The following is an 18,399-nucleotide window of genomic DNA, read 5'->3' on the forward strand; positions in this document are numbered from 1 at the left end:
AAACATCTGCAACAAAGGTGAACCAGACGGAGCGCTTAAAAACGAAGTATGTTAGTTTTTATTCTGGATAAAGAACAGGGTGGATCTGCCCGGCAGATCCGGCAGGTCGCCTCGGGCCCGCCAGGCATACAACAAAGACAGAGTCATAATTCAATGATCCCACAGATTTCTCAGGCACCGGGTGTCATCCAGCTGGTGCTCGATTTTTTGGAAGCATTAAAAAGCAACGGTTTCACGGGTGATGTCACAACAACTTATGCCGACAGGCTGACGATGGCGACGGACAACAGCGTCTATCAGTTGCTGCCGGATGCGGTCTTATTCCCCATCGCAACGTCAGACGTTGCATTGATTGCCCGCCTTGCGGGGCAGGAACGTTTTAAAACACTCGTGTTTACTCCGCGCGGTGGCGGTACCGGTACCAACGGTCAGTCACTGAACCGCGGCATTGTGGTTGATATGTCCCGTCATATGAACCGCATTCTGGATATCAACGTGGAACAAGGGTGGGTCAAGGTCGAAGCCGGGGTGATCAAAGATCAGCTCAATGATTATCTGCGCCCGTTTGGCTTTTTCTTCTCTCCCGAGTTATCAACCAGTAACCGTGCGACGCTGGGGGGCATGATTAACACCGATGCCTCCGGTCAGGGCTCGCTGGTTTATGGCAAAACGTCTGACCACGTTCTCGGTGTCCGTGCGATTGTTCTCGGTGGCGACATGCTGGATACCACCGCTATTCCGACGGCGCTGGCCGATAAGCTGGGTGAAGAGGATTCGGTCATTGGACGGATTTACCGCACCGTGCTGGACAGTTGTCGTGATAACCGCGCGCTGGTGATTGAAAAATTCCCGAAACTTAATCGTTTCCTCACAGGTTACGACCTGCGCCATGTGCTGAGTGACGATCTGCAAACCTTCAACCTGACACGCATTCTGACCGGTTCAGAAGGCTCGCTGGCCTTTATCACCGAGGCGCGTCTGAATATCACGCCGATCCCCAAAGTGCGTCGTCTGGTCAATATCAAATACGACTCCTTTAATTCAGCGTTACGTAATGCGCCTTTTATGGTGGAGGCGAAGGCGCTATCGGTTGAAACCGTCGATTCCAAAGTACTGAATCTGGCGCGAGAAGACATTGTCTGGCACAGCGTTCGTGATTACATCACCGACGTTGAAGGCAAAGACATGCAGGGACTGAACATTGTTGAGTTCGCCGGAGATGATGCAGACCTGATTGAAACTCAGGTCAGTGCGTTGTGCGAACGCCTTGATAGCCTGATAAGTGATAAAGAAGGCGGTGTGATTGGCTACCAGATTTGCGCTGATCTGGCTGGTATCGAGCGTATTTATAATATGCGCAAGAAAGCCGTCGGTCTGCTGGGTAATGCCAAAGGGCAGGCTAAACCGTTGCCGTTTGCGGAGGACACCTGTGTGCCTCCCCAGCATCTGGCGGATTATATTGTCGAATTCCGTGCGCTGCTCGACAGTCATCATCTCAGTTATGGCATGTTCGGGCATGTCGATGCGGGTGTATTGCATGTGCGTCCCGCGCTGGACATGTGTGACCCGCAACAGGAGATATTGCTCAAACAAATCTCCGATGAAGTCGTAGCCCTGACCGCTAAATATGGTGGTTTGCTATGGGGAGAGCACGGAAAGGGGTTCCGTGCAGAATACAGTCCGGCATTCTTTGGCGAAGCACTGTTCCATGAACTGCGCCGGATCAAAACCGTATTCGATCCGGATAACCGCCTGAATCCCGGTAAGATCTGCGCGCCGCTTGAGTGCGATGAACCGATGATGAAAGTCGATGCGCCAAAACGCGGAACCTTGGATCGCCGTATTCCGCTGGAAGTCCGTCAGTCATTCCGCGGTGCGATGGAATGTAACGGTAACGGCCTGTGCTTTAACTTTGATGTGAAAAGCCCGATGTGTCCGTCAATGAAAATTACCGGCAGCCGTATCCACTCGCCAAAAGGTCGCGCGGGTCTGGTTCGCGAATGGTTGCGTTTATTGTCAGAACAAGGTGTAGATCCGCTGGCGCTTGAGAATGCGCTGCCGGAGAAAGGCATGAGTTTCCGCAGCCTGATCGAACGTACGCGTAACACCTGGCATGCCAATAAAGGCGAATATGATTTCTCCCATGAAGTGAAAGAGGCAATGTCCGGCTGTCTGGCCTGCAAAGCCTGCTCGACGCAGTGCCCGATAAAAATTGATGTGCCGGGGTTCCGCTCACGTTTCCTGCAGCTTTATCACACGCGTTATCTGCGCCCGGCACGCGACCATTTTGTTGCGAGTGTTGAAAGCTATGCCCCCCTGATGGCCAAAGCCCCCAAGGTGTTCAACTTCTTCCTCAGGCAACCCTGGTTGCGCGAGATGAGCCGGAAAAATATCGGCATGGTTGATTTGCCTTTGCTGTCTTCTCCGACACTGCGCGAGCAGTTATCAGGGCATCGCGCCAGTAAGATGACGCTTGAACAACTGGAAGCCATTCCGCCTGCCCGGCGTGGTGAATACGTGCTGGTCGTGCAGGATCCGTTTACCAGTTTTTATGACGCGCAGGTCGTTGCTGATTTTATCCGTCTGATTGAAAAACTGGGCCTTAAACCTGTTCTGTTGCCTTTCTCACCTAATGGCAAAGCGCAGCACATAAAAGGTTTCCTGACCCGCTTTGCCAAAACAGCGAAGAAAACGTCGCTGTTCCTTAACCGTGTATCGCAATTGGGAATGCCGATGGTGGGGGTCGATCCTGCGCTGGTACTGTGTTATCGCGATGAATATAAAGAAATTCTCGGTGACACACGCGGATCGTTCCAGGTCCAGCTTGTGCATGAATGGCTTGACAGCTGGCTGGCTGAGCGTCCGGCACAACAACAAAGTGGCGAGTCCTGGTATCTGTTCGGACATTGTACGGAAAGCACCGCCTTGCCCAACAGCGGCAAACAGTGGGGCGACATCTTTGCCCGCTACGGTGCGAAGCTGGAAAACGTCAGTGTCGGGTGTTGCGGAATGGCAGGGACGTACGGTCATGAAACCAAGAATCTCGAAAACTCACTGGGAATTTATGAGCTTTCCTGGCATACCTCTTTGCAACGGTTGCCACGCCAGCGCTGTCTGGCAACCGGTTATTCCTGCCGCAGCCAGGTAAAACGAATCGAAGGAAACGGTGTTCGCCATCCGTTACAGGCACTGCTGGAAATCATCCCCTAACAATAAGGAAGTATTATGTCATTCTGGAAACGGAGTACCACGCTTGAAGCCCTGAATCAGCGCAGTCAAGGATGTATGGTGGGCCATGTGGGGATTGAGTTCACGCAGTTGGGTGAGGATTTCCTCGAAGCGACCATGCCGGTAGATGTACGCACAACACAGCCTTTTGGTTTACTGCACGGCGGCGCATCTGTTGTTCTGGCCGAAACGATGGGATCAATGGCGGGTTATTTATGCTGCGAAGGAAATCAAACTGTAGTGGGCGTGGAAATTAATGCCAGCCATATGCAGTCTGCACGGGAAGGGCATGTGCGCGGTGTTTGCCGCGCATTGCGCACCGGCCGCCGCAGTCAGGTGTGGCAGATTGAGATTTTTGATCAGAAAGGGAATCTGTGCTGCGTATCGCGGTTGACGACCATGGTAATCGAACATTAATACAGGCTGTTAATCAACACTGATCATACAGTCAGAAAGTGGACAGGCGGATGCATGATGAATGTGTCCGCTTTTTTATTTGACTTAGTAAAGGGAAGTAACCTGTTGAAAGCACATCAAAGCTGGAACGGAACGCGTTTGGCAAAGTCAGTTTGAAATGCCGTTGCTTTTTCCCAGATGCCCATCATGGCATAATACTGACAAATGAGTTTTAACGTGTGCCGTGCGAAATGGTAACTCTGAACACGGAAGAGTTCACACCGAACCACGCTGTTGATTTCCAGGATCAGGCGGTTATGTAATTTGCATAACGCATGAAGATAACTGTGATCATCCCCGTTTTGCAGGCACAGATTGGCCATATCCAGACAGATGCTGTTGAAGCGTTTGAGCTGGCAAAGATGCGCATCCGGGCGTCGTAAGGCGGCATCCGCCATATAAAAATCCACGGTGGCATCGCGGACACTCGATTTATATTCGTCGATCTTGCCTTGCAACCACGCATTTACCGATTGAGTCATTCTCAGTATTCCGGGTTATCTGAATGATAATCATTATCAAATAATGAACATCATATTGGCAAAAAATCGCCGGATCAACGTTTTCATCCGGTTTTTTTATTTTTGTGTAATTAAGCCAGTAAGCAAAAAGAGCTTTAATTCTTCAAATATGGCGAATTCATAAATAGGCATTTCCGATGAATGTTTTATAATAGACACAATGAAAGCTATTAAACCTTACCTTTTATAAGGTTTATTTCAATTTTTAACAAAAAATTGACAATTTATTCAATCAGTTGATGGTCGCGGTGTTCAAGACCCGCCAGTGGCCAGATGTAAAGACGGTGCACATTGAGTGTCTTTCCTCGTGTGTAATCGCTATACCCTCTTAAAACAAGAGGTTGAAGTGATTAATGTTATCACTAGAATAGAGACAATAGGTCTTGTCTATGACCGTAAAATTATGAGGTAAGACAGATGCAAACTGAAACTGTCGGCTCTTTCTCTTTAGACGACAACGTATGGCAAGGCGTTAGCCTGACAGATTCTGCAGCGAAACAGATTAATACTCTGGTGGCTCAGGATCCCGAAGTCAAAGGTCTCCAGCTTTCCGTGAAACAATCGGGCTGTGCTGGCTTTGGCTACGTTTTGGATTTAACCAAACAACCGGCCAGCGATGACCTGGTGTTTGAACATGACGGCGCTTTGCTGTTTGTTCCGCTGAAGGCCATGCCTTTCATCGACGGAACCGAGGTAGATTTTGTCCGCGAAGGACTGAATCAGATATTTAAATTCAATAATCCTAAAGCTCAGCATGCCTGCGGGTGTGGCGAAAGTTTCGGTGTTTAAAACTTTCTGTTTCTAAGATTATTGTAAACAAAGCGATGTAACCAACATGTCACGAAGCAACGTAGAAATTCCAGATGATGTGCAGTCTTGGGTCGGCGAGGGGACGAATTACAAGGAAGGGTTCTTTACCCAGCTGGCAACCGATGAATTAGCATCAGGCATCAACGAAGATGTGGTGCGTGCGATTTCCGCTAAGCGCAACGAGCCTGAGTGGATGCTGGAGTTCCGTCTGCAGGCTTATCATGCCTGGTTGAAAATGGAAGAGCCACACTGGCTGAAGGCGTATTACACGCCTCTGGATTACCAGGATTACAGCTATTATTCCGCGCCATCTTGTGGCAGCTGCGATGATAGCTGTGGCTCACAACCGGGGGCGACGCAGCAATCGGGCGGCGAGTCCCTCGGTGTTCCTGCGGGCGAAGCGAATAATTATCTGACCAGCGAAGTTGAAAAGGCTTTCGAACAGCTGGGCGTTCCGGTTCGTGAAGGCAAAGAAGTCGCCGTTGATGCGATTTTTGACTCCGTATCTGTCTCCACAACGTATCGCGATAAGCTGGCTGAATCGGGCGTCATTTTCTGCTCATTTGGTGAGGCAATTCATGAATACCCTGATCTGGTGCGCAAATACCTGGGTACCGTCGTACCTGCGCAGGATAACTTCTTTGCGGCGCTGAATGCGGCAGTGGCCTCGGATGGTACTTTTGTTTACGTGCCTAAAGGCGTGCGTTGTCCGATGGAACTGTCGACTTACTTCCGTATCAATGCAGCGAAAACCGGTCAATTCGAACGTACGATCCTGATTGCTGACGAAGGCAGTTATGTCAGTTACATCGAAGGCTGCTCCGCGCCGGTACGTGATACCTACCAGCTGCACGCAGCGGTGGTTGAAGTCATCCTGCACAAAGACGCGGAAGTGAAATATTCCACCGTGCAGAACTGGTTCTCCGGCAGCAAAGACAGCAGCGGCGGTATTCTGAACTTCGTGACTAAACGTGCATTGTGCGAAGGCGCTGGCTCGAAGATGTCCTGGACGCAGTCTGAAACCGGCTCAGCTATCACCTGGAAATACCCAAGCGTTATTCTTAAAGGTGATAACTCAATCGGTGAATTCTTCTCGGTTGCGCTGACCAGTGGTAAACAGCAGGCGGATACCGGTACCAAGATGATCCACATTGGTAAAAATACCAAGTCGACCATTATTTCCAAAGGTATTTCCGCCGGTCACAGCCAGAACAGCTATCGCGGTCTGGTGAAGATCCTGCCAAGTGCAGAAAATGCCCGTAACTTTACGCAGTGTGACTCCATGCTGATTGGCGCCGACAGTGCCGCGCATACGTTCCCGTATGTTGAAGTGCGCAATAATACGGCTCAGCTGGAACATGAAGCCACGACGTCAAAAATCGGCGATGACCAGCTGTTCTACTGTCTGCAACGTGGTATCAGCGAAGATGACGCTATTTCCATGATTGTGAATGGTTTCTGTAAAGATGTCTTTTCCGAGCTGCCGCTGGAGTTTGCTGTCGAAGCACAGAAACTGCTGGCGATCAGCCTTGCACACAGCGTCGGTTAATTCGCCGTACGTTTTCCCTGCCGTCGCAGCATGGTGTGATGTGTGCGACGTGCAGGTGTGAGTTCTCAAAGTCACAGCATAAAACAGAATTATGAGCGCCCAGGCGCAAACTCAAGGATACGTATGTTAAGCATTAAGAATTTGAAGGTCCGTGTCGAAGAAAAGGAAATTCTGAAAGGACTTGATCTGGAGATCAAACCGGGTGAAGTACACGCCATTATGGGCCCGAACGGCTCAGGTAAAAGTACGCTCTCCGCGACACTGGCTGGCCGTGAAGATTACGAAGTCACTGACGGTTCCGTCATCTTCAACGGTAAAGATTTGCTGGAACTCGCGCCGGAAGATCGTGCTGGCGAAGGCGTATTCATGGCTTTCCAGTATCCGGTAGAAATCCCTGGTGTGACCAACCATTTCTTCCTGCAAACAGCAGTGAATGCGGTGCGTAAATACCGCGGGCAGGAGCCGATGGATCGTTTTGACTTCGCAGATTTCATCGAAGAGAAAATCGCGATGCTCAAGATGCCTGCCGATTTGCTCACCCGTTCAGTGAATGTAGGTTTCTCCGGTGGCGAGAAAAAGCGTAACGACATTCTGCAAATGGCAGCGCTTGAACCAAACCTGTGCATCCTTGATGAAACCGACTCCGGTCTGGACATTGATGCGCTGAAGATTGTTTCTGATGGTGTCAACACACTGCGTGACGGCAAACGTTCATTCGTTATTGTCACCCACTACCAGCGTATCCTCGACTACATCAAGCCTGACTACGTGCACGTTCTGTATCAGGGCCGCATTGTTAAATCCGGCGATTTCACCTTGGTTAAACAGTTAGAGGAGCAAGGTTATGGCTGGCTTACCGACGAAGAGTAATGTCCCTGCGGCGGGCAGTTCGCACGCCATGCAGCAACTTTACCGTCTTTTTGAAAGCCGTGGCGGTGAGCAATCCCCCCACGCGCATGCTCACTGGCAACAGGTGCTGCGCCTCGGTTTTCCGCATGCCAAACTGGAAGACTGGAAATACACGCCGGTTTCTTCACTGCTGGGCAATCAGTTCTTTGCTCCTCAGCAGCAGGCGCTGACGGTTGAGAAAATCAAATCCCTTGCGCTGCCACTGGAGTGCTACCGTCTGGTTTTCGTGGATGGCCGTTTTGATGCGAGCCTGAGCGACAGCGATACCGGTGCGTTTGAAATCGAAAAACTGAGCCCTTCCGCGCAACAAACGTTACCGGATCCGATTCAGTCAGAGGTGTTTTTGCATCTGACTGAAAGTCTGGCGCAGGATTCTTTCTCTGTGCGTTTGCCTGTAGGCAAGCACGCTGAGAAACCGCTGTATCTGCTCCATCTGAGCAGTGGTCGTGACCAGTCGCGCGAAATGAATACCGTTCATCATCGTTATCACCTGGCGATTGAGAATGGTGCGAATGCAGAAGTTATCGAGCATTACCTGAGTCTGAACGACCAGGGACATTTCACCGGTGCACGTATGACGATAAATGTGGGCGATAATGCAGATTTCACGCATTACAAACTGGCCTTTGAAAGCCAGGCCAGTTTCCACTTCTCGCATAATGATCTGGTCATCGGGCGCGATGCACGTGTTTCCAGCCACAGTTTCCTGCTGGGTGCGGGCCTGACCCGAAATAACACCAGCGCGCAGCTTAACGGCGAAAACAGCAATCTGGATATCAACAGTCTGGTTCTGCCGGTTGATTCTGAGATTGCCGATACCCGGACGTATCTGGAACATAATAAAGGCTATTGCAACAGCAAACAGTTGCACAAAGTGATCGTGAACGATCGCGCTAAAGCGATTTTCAACGGCATGATTAAAGTGGCCCAGCACGCACTGAAAACTGATGGCAAAATGACCAACAATAACTTGTTGCTGGGCAAACACACTGAGGTTGATACCAAACCTCAGCTGGAAATTTATGCCGATGACGTTAAGTGCAGCCACGGTGCGACAGTGGGTCGTATCGACGACGAACAGCTTTTCTATCTGCGTACCCGTGGGATCAGCGGGCAGGATGCTCAGCAAATGATCATCTTCGCTTTTGCTGCCGAACTGACGGAAGCCATTAAGAATGAAACCCTGCGTGAAGTCGTCATTGCCCGTATTGCAGGCAGACTAAATCGAGGTAAGTAATGAGTTTTCCACTGGAAAGAGTACGTAGCGATTTCCCTGTGCTGAGCCGTGAAGTTAACGGCCAGCCGCTGGCCTACCTTGACAGCGCGGCCAGCGCGCAGAAACCGCATCAGGTTATTCAACGAGAAATGTCTTTCTTCGAACAAGGTTATGCTGCGGTTCACCGTGGTATTCACACCATGAGCGCGGAAGCGACTGAGCAGATGGAAAACGTCCGCACTCAGGCCGCCCATTTCATGAATGCCGCATCGGCGGAAGAAATCGTCTTCGTCAAAGGTTCCACGGAAGCCATTAACCTGGTCGCCAATACCTGGGGACGTGAGTTTTTACACGCCGGCGACCACATTATTCTGACTGAAATGGAACACCACGCGAACATCGTGCCATGGCAGATGCTGGCGAAAGAACGTGATCTTCATATCGATGTCTGGCACCTGACACCCGAAGGTGAGCTGGATTTGTCACAGCTTGAATCGCTGATCACGCCACGCACAAAATTACTGACGCTGGCGCATGTTTCCAATGTATTGGGCACTGTTAACCCGATCGAAAAAATCATCCCTCAGGCTAAGGCTGCTGGTCTGACCGTCCTGGTCGATGGCGCGCAGGCGGTCATGCATCATGCGGTTGACGTGCAGGCGCTGGGCTGTGATTTCTATGTCTGGTCCGGACATAAACTTTACGGGCCGACCGGTATTGGTATTCTGTACGGCCGCAAGGCGTTGCTGGATCAGATGCCTCCGTGGGAAGGTGGCGGCTCAATGATCAAACATGTCAGTCTGACCGAAGGCACGACATTCGCGGCGGCGCCGTGGCGGTTTGAAGCGGGCACACCTAACACCGGCGGAATTATGGGGCTGGGTGCGGCAATGGAATACGTGACTGAGCTGGGTCTGGAAAATATCCATGCTTATGAACAGGAACTGATGAGCTATGCGCTCAACGCGATGGCGCAGGTGCCTGATATTCAGATCTACGGCCCTGCCACCCGAGCTGGGGTTATTGCGTTCAATCTCGGCAAACACCATGCGTACGACGTAGGCAGTTTCCTTGACCAATACGGTATTGCCATCCGCACCGGTCACCACTGTGCGATGCCATTAATGTCCTTCTACGGTGTTCCGGCTATGTGCCGCGCGTCGCTTGCGATGTACAATACACGTGAAGAAGTCGACCGTTTGGTCGCTGGACTGCAACGTATTCACCGGTTGTTGGGTTAATCCTGACAGCCCAGATCAGGATGTCTTTATGGCTTTGCCAGATAGAAACAAGTTAGTCAGAAATTTTTCCCGATGCCCGAATTGGGAAGAAAAATATCTGTACGTGATTGAGCTGGGTGGCCAGTTACCGGCTTTACCGGAAGAACACCGTCAGGATCAAAACCTGATTTCCGGCTGCCAGAGTCAGGTATGGATTGTGATGCGCACTGATGAAAATGGTGCACTGACCTTCGAAGGTGACAGTGATGCAGCCATTGTTAAAGGTCTGGTCGCGATTGTCTTCAGCCTGTATCAGGGTTTAACGCCTCGTGATGTGGTGGAACTGGATGTACGTCCGTTTTTCACTGAACTTGAACTGAGTCAGCATCTGACACCTTCACGCTCGCAAGGGCTGGAAGCGATGATTCGCTCTATTCGCGCTAAAGCCGCAGAGTTGTCTTAATACCGCTCGCTGCTGTACTGCCTTGCTCATTAGGAATTATCTGCTAATGAGCAAGGCAGATGACTTCTTTCTCTGCGTATATCTCCTTTTACTCCTGATTTTTCAACCCACTATCCTCCTGCTTTTTATTCTGACTTCTGTAAGGTAACTTTCTGATTTACAGTGGTTTGATTGCCATGAAATTCTGTGCTGCTAATATTACCAGACAAGATAATTGTCTTGCCTCAGATTCGCTGAGCGCAGGCCGAAAAAGGACTGAGTATGAGACGCGCATTACCCCTTCTGGCAATGTTAGTTGGCACAATAATGGCAACGCATTCCATGACCGCAAGTGCAGCAGAATATCCATTGCCGCCGGATAATAGCCGCCTGATTGGCGAAAATACAACGTATGTTGTGCCCAACGACGGTAAGCCGCTGGAAGACGTGGCAGCCAAATACCAGATTGGCCTGATTGCGATGCTGGAAGCGAATCCGGGAACTGACCCTTATTTGCCAAAAGCCGGAACTGTGCTGACCATTCCTTCGCAGATGCTGTTACCGGATACCAAACGTGAAGGTATCGTAGTCAATCTGGCTGAAATGCGTCTTTACTACTATCCGAAAGGCGAGGACAAAGTCATTGTCTATCCGATTGGTATCGGCCAGTTAGGGCGTAACACACCGGAGATGGTGACATCAGTCAGCCAGAAGATCCCCAATCCTACCTGGACGCCCACTGCCAATATCCGTAAAGCTTATCTGAAAGAGGGGATCACATTGCCGGGCATGGTGCCAGCCGGGCCGGATAATCCGATGGGCTTGTTTGCGATGCGTCTGTCTGCAGGAACAGGACAGTATCTGATCCACGGCACCAATGCGAACTTCGGCATTGGTATGCGCGTGAGTTCCGGTTGTATCCGTCTGCGTCCTGACGATATCGAAGCGCTGTTTAACTCGGTGCCTAAAGGGACACGCGTACAAATCGTGAATCAGCCAATCAAGTTTGATATCGAACCGGACGGTAAACGCTATATCGAGGTGCATCAGCCGTTGTCCCACACGGAGAAAGATGACCCGCAAACCAAACCAATTCCTCTGACTGCAGCAATGAAGAAATTTATTAAGCATGATGAGACTAACGCTGAGATGGTAAAAGAAGCGATTAAACGCCGTGCGGGTATGCCGGTTGTTGTCAGCGTTGGCGATAAAGCGGGGGATACACCACCGGCTATCAATCAGCCGCAAACAGCGACTTCGGGCGAACCGGCAGTCAATACAGCCAGTACGCAGTAAACGTCGCAGAAACACATCAGAAACGATTTAAACTTCAGGGGCCATCATGGTCCCTTTTTTATGGCTGACATTCACGTGAGTGATTGAGGGCGTTTTAAATGGGGGATTTAGTGATGATTCAAAGACCTGAAAGCGGGGGAGAAAAAAACATAATGAAATTGCAGGTAAAAAAATGGCGCACTGAGTGCGCCATTGAACTAGAGAAGTAAATATTACTTCTTGTAAGCGTGAGCTTGGTTATCCAGACGTTGGTTAGCGCGAGCTGCATCGTCTTTAGCTGCTTGAACGTCAGAACGGATTGCGTTCACGTCGTTGCTCAGTTGGTCAACTTTAGAGTTCAGAGTAGAAACGTCTGAAGACAGTTGGTCGATTTTAGCATTGCTTGAACAACCAGCCAGCATAGTTGAAGCCAGGATTACAGCGCCCAGTACCAGTTTAGTGCGATTCATTATAAAACCCTCTAGATTAAGTTAATCTCCATGTAGCGTTACAAGTATTACACAAACTATTTTCTAATGAGAATAATTTTTTGCCGGTAGACGCTATATTTTGATCGTTCGCTCAAAGAAACATCTTTTTTTACGAAAAAGTTAAAAATTGCAGCGAAAACAGCCGTATTCCATGGGACTTATCCCAATTTTGCAGCTACTGCATTTAGCACTTTTTATGAAAGAAGATACTTTTTGAATAAATAAACGCCACATTTCGCGGCGTTCATTAATGCTCTTGGTCACGTTTTTAATTAAACAACATGCACCGATGAAGTATTGGTTGTACCGCTCTGTACCAGTGCGCCAGAAACCATCACTACGATATCACCTTTCTGTGCCAGACCGCTTTCAATCGCCGCTTCTTTACCGATACGGTAGAAGTCGTCAGTAGAAGCAATCTCTTTCACCAGTTGAGTCACCACACCTTTGGTCAGGATCAACTGACGTGCGGTGATTTCATTAGTGGTCAGGGCAAGGATAGTCGCATGCGGGAAGTATTTACGCACGGCTTTTGCTGATTTACCGCCGCTGGTGGCAACGACGATCAGTGGCGCGTCCAGTTTCTCTGCAGTTTCAACAGCACCACGGCAAACCGCTTCTGTGATACGCAGCTTGCGGTTTTCGTTCTGACCATCAATACGGCTTTGCATTACGCGGTCAGTACGGTCACAGATGGTAGCCATGATAGTTACAGCTTCCAGCGGGTATTTACCTTTCGCACTTTCGCCAGACAGCATCACTGCGTCGGTACCGTCGATAATGGCGTTAGCTACGTCGCCAGCTTCTGCACGGGTAGGGCGTGGGTTTTTGATCATGGAATCGAGCATTTGTGTAGCGGTGATAACCACTTTGCGTGCACGGTTACATTTCTCAATCATCATCTTCTGCGCGAAGATAACTTCTTCAACCGGGATTTCAACACCCAGGTCACCACGGGCAACCATGATGCCGTCTGACGCTTCGAGGATTTCGTCGAAGTTGTTCAGGCCTTCCTGGTTTTCGATTTTGGAGATGATCTGGATGTGTTCGCCACCGTGTGCTTTCAGGTGTTCGCGGATTTCCAGAACGTCAGAACGTTTACGGATGAAAGAAGCCGCGACGAAGTCAACGCCTTGCTCGCAACCGAAGATCAGGTCACGTTTGTCTTTTTCAGCCAGCGCTGGCAGTGCGATAGAAACACCTGGCAGGTTAACGCCTTTGTTTTCGCCCAGGTCGCCGTTGTTCAGCACTTTACAAGTCACGTCGGTTTCGGTGACGTTGGTCACTTCCATACCAATCAGGCCGTCATCGACCAGAATGGTGTTGCCGATTTTCAAGTCAGCAGCAAAACCCTGATAGGTAACCGCAACACGTTCGGTGTTACCGATAACGCTTTGATCCGTGGTGAAAGTGTAAGTCTGACCCGCAACCAGAGAAGCGTCTTTGCCGCCTTCCAGTTTCATGGTGCGGATTTCAGGACCTTTGGTGTCCAGCAGAATTGCCGCTTTGTGACCGGTCTTCGCCATCACGTTGCGGATATTTTGAATGCGCTGACCGTGCTCTTCATAATCACCGTGAGAGAAGTTCAGACGCATAACGTTCATGCCTGCATCAAGCAGCTTGGTCAGCATTTCTTCGGATTCAGTTTTCGGTCCGATGGTACAAACAATTTTGGTCTTTTTCATGACGATTTTATCTACAAGTTGTGATGGATTGGAAAAGTGTTTGCCTGACAGCATCGCTGCCCGCGCGGAATTGAGGTGGTGCCTGGTTGAAGCAAATCATTACTAAGCGTAGAAGACTGTGAAAGGAATGGTGTAGTAAGTTCAGCCAAAGCATAGCGATTTGTGCGATTTATCATCGCTACTGGAGTGGTGATGCTTTTGTAAGTGCGATATCGACAGATCAAGGGGCTGAAACCATTCAATCGAAGAGACGATGCGTATTATAGAGGGGAACAGGTTGGGAAACCAAATAAAAAACGTGATGCGGCGCAAGCTTAGGGCAGATTTCGGAACGTTGTTTTGAAATTACCCAATGCGGGCAGGGGTGAAAGCAGAAGTGATAACGGTTTGTTCACGCAAGTGTCAAAAATGATACATACGGGAAATAATCTTAAAAAATACAAACGGATGACTTAACGTAAATTTATCAGGGAAAATAAAAGCCAGCAGAGAGGTTCAGGTCGTTCCAGGGAGTTTGATGCACAAGGGAGAGTTCAGGAAGTTGCTTTGGTGCGTCCGAGTGGACTCGAACCACCGACCCCCACCATGTCAAGGTGGTGCTCTAACCAACTGAGCTACGGACGCACAATATGCAACGGTACTGCTAAGAAAGATGGTGCGTCCGAGTGGACTCGAACCACCGACCCCCACCATGTCAAGGTGGTGCTCTAACCAACTGAGCTACGGACGCATCGTTTTTCTTTTTCATCAGCCAGTGTTGGCGACGGGGACAAATATTAACGACCTCTCTGAATACTGGCAAGGGAAAAAAGACATTTTCCTGTCATATTGTGCGTGACTGCCGAGCTTATGTGCATTGCGTTGTTTTTTTAGACATAACAGCCAGCGCAATAGCTGAAAAATCCGCGCGCCGGAACAGATATTCACAGCACGCGGATGAAGCCGGGGGGATTAACGGCCCGCTTTTTGCAAAATGGTGTAAGACGGTTGCTTCTGTAACCAGCGCATCCGCAATGTCATCATCAGCGCTGCGAAGGTCAGCCCCAGAATAAATCCGCACCAGAAACCGCTGGGGCCCATCTGCGGAACCAGAATATCGGTCAGTCCGAGAGCGTACCCTACCGGCAGGCCCAGCACCCAGTAAGCGACAAACGTAATATAGAAGATGGAACGTGTGTCTTTATAACCCCGCAAAATGCCGCTACCGATAACCTGAATCGCATCTGAAATCTGAAACAGCGCAGCAAAGATCAGAAGATGGGAAGCCAGAGTGACGACTTCCGGGCTGTCATTATAAAGGGAGGCAATGTGCTCGCGGAAAATGATGGCCGTCAGACTGGTGCAACAGGCCATCATAATTCCCGTTCCTATACTGGTATAAGCCGCAATCTTCGCGCCTTCAACCGACGATTCCCCCAGCCGCGAACCCACTCGAATCGTGGCGGCGACACCTAAAGACAGCGGAATGACGAACATCAGGGAACCGACGTTGAGCGCAATCTGGTGACTGGCGACAGCCACGATCCCAAGTGGGGAGACGAGCAGGGCAACGATCGCAAACAGTGTCACTTCGAAAAATAATGCCAGTGCGATTGGCATACCGAGCTGGATCAGACGGCGCAATGTCGGCCAGTCGGGTTTCGCAAACCGCGAATGCGGCTGAGTATCGCGCAGGGCACGATTGCGACGTACGTAAATCCGCATGATGAAGAACATGACCCAATATACGGTCCCCGTGGCGACACCACAGCCGACGCCACCGAGCGCGGGCGCACCGAACTTGCCGTAAATAAAAATGTAATTCACGGGAATGTTCACCAGCAGACCGATAAAGCCGAACACCATGCCTGGCTTGGTTTTTGACAAACCTTCACATTGGTCACGCAGCACCTGGAAGAATAAATAGCCCGGAGCGCCCCACATAATGGCATGCAGATAGCCGACGGCTTTTGCTTTCAGTTCGGGATCAATATTATGCATCAGGCTAAGAATATGGTCGCACTGTGACAGCACCGCGATGATCAGCACCGAAACCCCCGACGCCAGCCAGAATCCTTGCTGAACCTGATGACCAATTTTATCGCGACGCCCGGCTCCATTTAAATGCGCGATGGTTGGTGTCAGTGACAAGAGTAAACCGTGTCCGAATAAAATCGCCGGCAACCAGATTGAGGTGCCGACAGCGACGGCAGCCATGTCCGTGGCACTGACCGATCCCGCCATTATTGTGTCCACAACGCCCATGGATGTCTGGGCTATTTGCGCAAGGATGACCGGGATGGCAAGCGCTAACAAAACCCGCGCTTCTGCAAGGTACTTCTGCACAGATACACCTTTTTTCTTGATTATATTGAATAAAAAACGCCACAACAGATGGCATTAAACAGAGAGAAATAGTCCGAAGATTGTACATTGTCGGTATTTTTAAGCAAACAAAGCTGTTAATAGCTGGTTAAATAATGGAATTGAAGCAGACGGTGCTATTTCTTCTTGCAGAGATTTGGCTTTCAATTAATTCTGCGGCAAACTGAACGGAGTGACGTTTTAATACAACAGATTCAAACATTGAGGAAAAGGCTATGTTTACCGGAATTGTACAGGGAACCGGCACGGTCGTATCGATCGACGAGAAACCCAATTTCCGTACCCATGTTGTTCGTTTACCTGAAGATATGCTGGATAACCTGCAACTCGGCGCATCGGTATCACACAACGGTTGCTGCCTGACGGTGACTGAAGTGAACGGTGACCTGGTGAGTTTTGATCTGATGAAAGAAACCCTGCGCCTGACAAATCTGGGCGAACTGAAAGAGGGCGACTCAGTTAATCTGGAACGTGCAGCGCGTTTTAATGATGAAATTGGCGGACATTTAATGTCTGGTCATATTATTTGTACGGCGGAAGTGGCAAAAATCCTGACGTCAGAAAATAACCGTCAGATCTGGTTCCGTATGCCGCATGAAGATTTGATGAAATATGTATTACATAAAGGTTATATCGGGATCGACGGTATTAGTCTCACCATCGGTGAAGTGACCCGCACCCGTTTCTGTGTACATTTAATTCCGGAAACCTTGCAACGCACAACGCTGGGCACGAAACGTCTGGGCGACAAAATTAATATCGAAATCGATCCGCAAACTCAGGCGATTGTCGATACGGTCGAACGCGTATTAGCCAGTCGTGAAGCGGCGATCGCTACGGCACAGGCGATGATCGATAAAGCCGAATAAGTTATCTCAGACCCTTTATTGACATAAAAAAACCGGACATTCAGTGTCCGGTTTTTTATTAGCTAACGCATACAACCATCAGCGTGGTACGCGCATTCCGCCATCAACGCCTTGCGGGCTAAAGACGACTTGCCACAACTGAATGTCCCGGGCGCGGAAAGCACCGGCGCAGGCATTCAGGTAGTAGGTGAACATGCGGTGGAAACGTTCACCGTATTTTTCCGCCAGTTCCGGCCAGTGTTTCTGGAAGCGTTCATTCCACGCCATCAGCGTGCGGTCATAATCAGCGCCGATATTGTGCCAGTCTTCCATTACAAATAATGACTCACTGGTTTGTGCAATTTGTTGAACCGACGGCAGGCAACCGTTGGGGAAGATGTATTTATCAATCCACGGATCGACATTAAGGTCTGTTTTATTAGAACCGATGGTGTGCAGCAGGAAAATGCCGTCAGGTTTGATATTGCGTTTGGCGACATTAAAATAGGTCTGATAATTTTTCGGACCCACATGCTCAAACATTCCGACAGAAACAATGCGGTCAAACTGATCATTAAGGTCACGGTAATCCTGCAGCAGGATTGTGACATCCAGCCCTTCACAGCGTTTTTGAGCCAGTTTTTGTTGTTCAGCAGAAATCGTGACACCCACAACGCTCACGCCATAATTTCTTGCCGCAAACTCTGATAATCCACCCCAGCCGCAACCGATATCCAGCAAGCGCTGTCCCGGTTTTAATTGCAGCTTGTCACAGATCATTTTGAGTTTTGCTTCCTGTGCTTCTTCAAGCGTAGTGGCCTCTTTCCAATAGCCGCAGGAATATTGCATGTACGGGTCGAGCATCAGAGTAAATAAATCGTTGCCCAGATCATAATGCTCTTTGCCAACAATCCACGCCCGTTTGCGGGATTGCAGATTGGTCAGGCGTGCTGCGGCGACACGTAAAGTATCTTTAAAATGGTGGGGGAGTTTACTTTCCAAACCGGCACGAATAACGCGCTGGAAAAAGATATCCAGACGGTCGCATTCCCACCAACCGTCCATATAACTTTCACCGAGGCCCAGAGAACCTTCCTGTAAAACACGCTTAAAGAAGTCAGTGTTTTTTACTTTAAGGTCGAAAGGACGATTACCGTTTACCTGAATATCTGCCATCGCCAGCATTTCACTGGCGATCCGGTACCACTGATTGTCCTGAATGCTTTGATCTTCTATACACGATGAACTCATAGCTTCTCCATCACTTTCTCTTCTGACTTATTAACCTGCCGGGAAAAGCAAAGGCTATTTTTGCAGGTCTTTATGAGAACAGACGACTAGCGCCTCGCCCGATATTCGACACCAACAGAGGAAATTAAGAAGAA

General features: G+C 49.7%; 15 protein-coding genes and 2 tRNA genes. 10 read left to right on the forward strand and 7 right to left on the reverse strand.

What is annotated here, in order from left to right; all coding sequences use genetic code 11:
- Nucleotides 1-153 precede the first annotated feature (153 nt).
- Nucleotides 154-3,210, forward strand: a complete 3,057-nt coding sequence (locus LC431_RS18830; protein ID WP_013576104.1) for an FAD-binding and (Fe-S)-binding domain-containing protein — start codon at nucleotides 154-156, stop codon at nucleotides 3,208-3,210.
- Between the two features lie 15 nt (nucleotides 3,211-3,225).
- Nucleotides 3,226-3,645 carry a hotdog fold thioesterase gene (locus tag LC431_RS18835; RefSeq protein WP_013576103.1) on the forward strand — a complete coding sequence of 140 codons (420 nt, stop codon included), beginning with the start codon at nucleotides 3,226-3,228 and terminating at the stop codon, nucleotides 3,643-3,645.
- Between the two features lie 116 nt (nucleotides 3,646-3,761).
- Here LC431_RS18835 and LC431_RS18840 read toward each other — a convergent pair whose 3' ends face one another.
- A complete protein-coding gene (locus LC431_RS18840; RefSeq protein ID WP_013576102.1) occupies nucleotides 3,762-4,166 on the reverse strand; it encodes a hypothetical protein in 405 nt (134 codons plus the stop codon).
- A 456-nt stretch (nucleotides 4,167-4,622) separates the two neighbouring features.
- On the opposite strand from LC431_RS18840, the gene sufA reads away from it, so the two are divergent.
- From sufA to LC431_RS18875, 7 genes are all read left to right on the forward strand, one after another.
- Entirely contained in the window at nucleotides 4,623-4,994 is a 372-nt protein-coding gene (gene sufA, locus LC431_RS18845; protein WP_013576101.1) for a Fe-S cluster assembly scaffold SufA, read from the forward strand.
- A gap of 46 nt (nucleotides 4,995-5,040) precedes the next feature.
- A complete protein-coding gene (gene sufB / locus LC431_RS18850; protein ID WP_223510163.1) occupies nucleotides 5,041-6,564 on the forward strand; it encodes a Fe-S cluster assembly protein SufB in 1,524 nt (507 codons plus the stop codon).
- A 123-nt stretch (nucleotides 6,565-6,687) separates the two neighbouring features.
- Nucleotides 6,688-7,434 (forward strand): Fe-S cluster assembly ATPase SufC, encoded by a 747-nt coding sequence (gene sufC, locus LC431_RS18855; RefSeq protein WP_013576099.1) that lies wholly within the window; start codon nucleotides 6,688-6,690, stop codon nucleotides 7,432-7,434.
- On the forward strand, nucleotides 7,409-8,710 hold the full coding sequence (gene sufD / locus LC431_RS18860) for a Fe-S cluster assembly protein SufD (RefSeq protein ID WP_013576098.1): 1,302 nt from the start codon (nucleotides 7,409-7,411) through the stop codon (nucleotides 8,708-8,710). The genes sufC and sufD overlap by 26 nt, the downstream gene beginning before the upstream one ends.
- Nucleotides 8,710-9,930: a cysteine desulfurase SufS gene (sufS, locus tag LC431_RS18865; RefSeq protein ID WP_112197126.1), complete on the forward strand. Its 1,221-nt coding sequence runs from the start codon at nucleotides 8,710-8,712 to the stop codon at nucleotides 9,928-9,930. Before sufD ends, sufS begins: the two co-directional genes overlap by 1 nt.
- Nucleotides 9,931-9,958: 28 nt before the next feature.
- Nucleotides 9,959-10,372, forward strand: a complete 414-nt coding sequence (sufE, locus tag LC431_RS18870; RefSeq protein ID WP_112152177.1) for a cysteine desulfuration protein SufE — start codon at nucleotides 9,959-9,961, stop codon at nucleotides 10,370-10,372.
- 261 nt (nucleotides 10,373-10,633) lie between these two features.
- Nucleotides 10,634-11,647 (forward strand): L,D-transpeptidase family protein, encoded by a 1,014-nt coding sequence (locus LC431_RS18875; protein WP_013576095.1) that lies wholly within the window; start codon nucleotides 10,634-10,636, stop codon nucleotides 11,645-11,647.
- 212 nt (nucleotides 11,648-11,859) lie between these two features.
- On the opposite strand, the gene LC431_RS18880 is transcribed toward LC431_RS18875, so the two are convergent.
- The 5 genes from LC431_RS18880 to LC431_RS18900 all read right to left on the reverse strand — a co-directional run bounded on the left by LC431_RS18880 (nucleotide 11,860) and on the right by LC431_RS18900 (nucleotide 16,127).
- Nucleotides 11,860-12,096 (reverse strand): major outer membrane lipoprotein, encoded by a 237-nt coding sequence (locus LC431_RS18880; protein WP_013576093.1) that lies wholly within the window; start codon nucleotides 12,094-12,096, stop codon nucleotides 11,860-11,862.
- A gap of 293 nt (nucleotides 12,097-12,389) precedes the next feature.
- Nucleotides 12,390-13,802, reverse strand: a complete 1,413-nt coding sequence (gene pykF, locus LC431_RS18885) for a pyruvate kinase PykF (protein ID WP_037035301.1) — start codon at nucleotides 13,800-13,802, stop codon at nucleotides 12,390-12,392.
- Between the two features lie 547 nt (nucleotides 13,803-14,349).
- Nucleotides 14,350-14,426: transfer RNA gene (locus LC431_RS18890), tRNA-Val, on the reverse strand.
- A 29-nt stretch (nucleotides 14,427-14,455) separates the two neighbouring features.
- Nucleotides 14,456-14,532, reverse strand: a tRNA-Val gene (locus tag LC431_RS18895).
- A 221-nt stretch (nucleotides 14,533-14,753) separates the two neighbouring features.
- A complete protein-coding gene (locus LC431_RS18900; RefSeq protein ID WP_013576091.1) occupies nucleotides 14,754-16,127 on the reverse strand; it encodes an MATE family efflux transporter in 1,374 nt (457 codons plus the stop codon).
- Between the two features lie 254 nt (nucleotides 16,128-16,381).
- On the opposite strand from LC431_RS18900, the gene LC431_RS18905 reads away from it, so the two are divergent.
- The gene (locus LC431_RS18905; protein WP_013576090.1) at nucleotides 16,382-17,035 is read left to right on the forward strand and encodes a riboflavin synthase; all 654 of its coding nucleotides are present in this window, start codon (nucleotides 16,382-16,384) and stop codon (nucleotides 17,033-17,035) included.
- 78 nt (nucleotides 17,036-17,113) lie between these two features.
- On the opposite strand, the gene cfa is transcribed toward LC431_RS18905, so the two are convergent.
- Complete coding sequence (cfa, locus tag LC431_RS18910) at nucleotides 17,114-18,265, reverse strand: cyclopropane fatty acyl phospholipid synthase (RefSeq protein ID WP_013576089.1); 1,152 nt, start codon at nucleotides 18,263-18,265, stop codon at nucleotides 17,114-17,116.
- Nucleotides 18,266-18,399: the final 134 nt, after the last annotated feature.

The organism is Rahnella sp. GSA61A (assembly GCF_019969905.1).
Lineage (GTDB): Bacteria > Pseudomonadota > Gammaproteobacteria > Enterobacterales > Enterobacteriaceae > Rahnella > Rahnella aceris.

Bases quoted from the DNA above. Each gene is read 5' to 3' on its own strand.
- sufC (WP_013576099.1), top strand. From the start codon at position 6,688: ATGTTAAGCATTAAGAATTTGAAGGTCCGTGTCGAAGAAAAGGAAATT.
- LC431_RS18905 (WP_013576090.1), top strand. From the start codon at position 16,382: ATGTTTACCGGAATTGTACAGGGAACCGGCACGGTCGTATCGATCGAC.
- LC431_RS18875 (WP_013576095.1), top strand. From the start codon at position 10,634: ATGAGACGCGCATTACCCCTTCTGGCAATGTTAGTTGGCACAATAATG.
- cfa (WP_013576089.1), bottom strand. From the start codon at position 18,265: ATGAGTTCATCGTGTATAGAAGATCAAAGCATTCAGGACAATCAGTGG.
- sufS (WP_112197126.1), top strand. From the start codon at position 8,710: ATGAGTTTTCCACTGGAAAGAGTACGTAGCGATTTCCCTGTGCTGAGC.
- LC431_RS18830 (WP_013576104.1), top strand. From the start codon at position 154: ATGATCCCACAGATTTCTCAGGCACCGGGTGTCATCCAGCTGGTGCTC.
- LC431_RS18840 (WP_013576102.1), bottom strand. From the start codon at position 4,166: ATGACTCAATCGGTAAATGCGTGGTTGCAAGGCAAGATCGACGAATAT.
- sufB (WP_223510163.1), top strand. From the start codon at position 5,041: ATGTCACGAAGCAACGTAGAAATTCCAGATGATGTGCAGTCTTGGGTC.
- sufA (WP_013576101.1), top strand. From the start codon at position 4,623: ATGCAAACTGAAACTGTCGGCTCTTTCTCTTTAGACGACAACGTATGG.
- sufE (WP_112152177.1), top strand. From the start codon at position 9,959: ATGGCTTTGCCAGATAGAAACAAGTTAGTCAGAAATTTTTCCCGATGC.
- pykF (WP_037035301.1), bottom strand. From the start codon at position 13,802: ATGAAAAAGACCAAAATTGTTTGTACCATCGGACCGAAAACTGAATCC.
- sufD (WP_013576098.1), top strand. From the start codon at position 7,409: ATGGCTGGCTTACCGACGAAGAGTAATGTCCCTGCGGCGGGCAGTTCG.
- LC431_RS18835 (WP_013576103.1), top strand. From the start codon at position 3,226: ATGTCATTCTGGAAACGGAGTACCACGCTTGAAGCCCTGAATCAGCGC.
- LC431_RS18880 (WP_013576093.1), bottom strand. From the start codon at position 12,096: ATGAATCGCACTAAACTGGTACTGGGCGCTGTAATCCTGGCTTCAACT.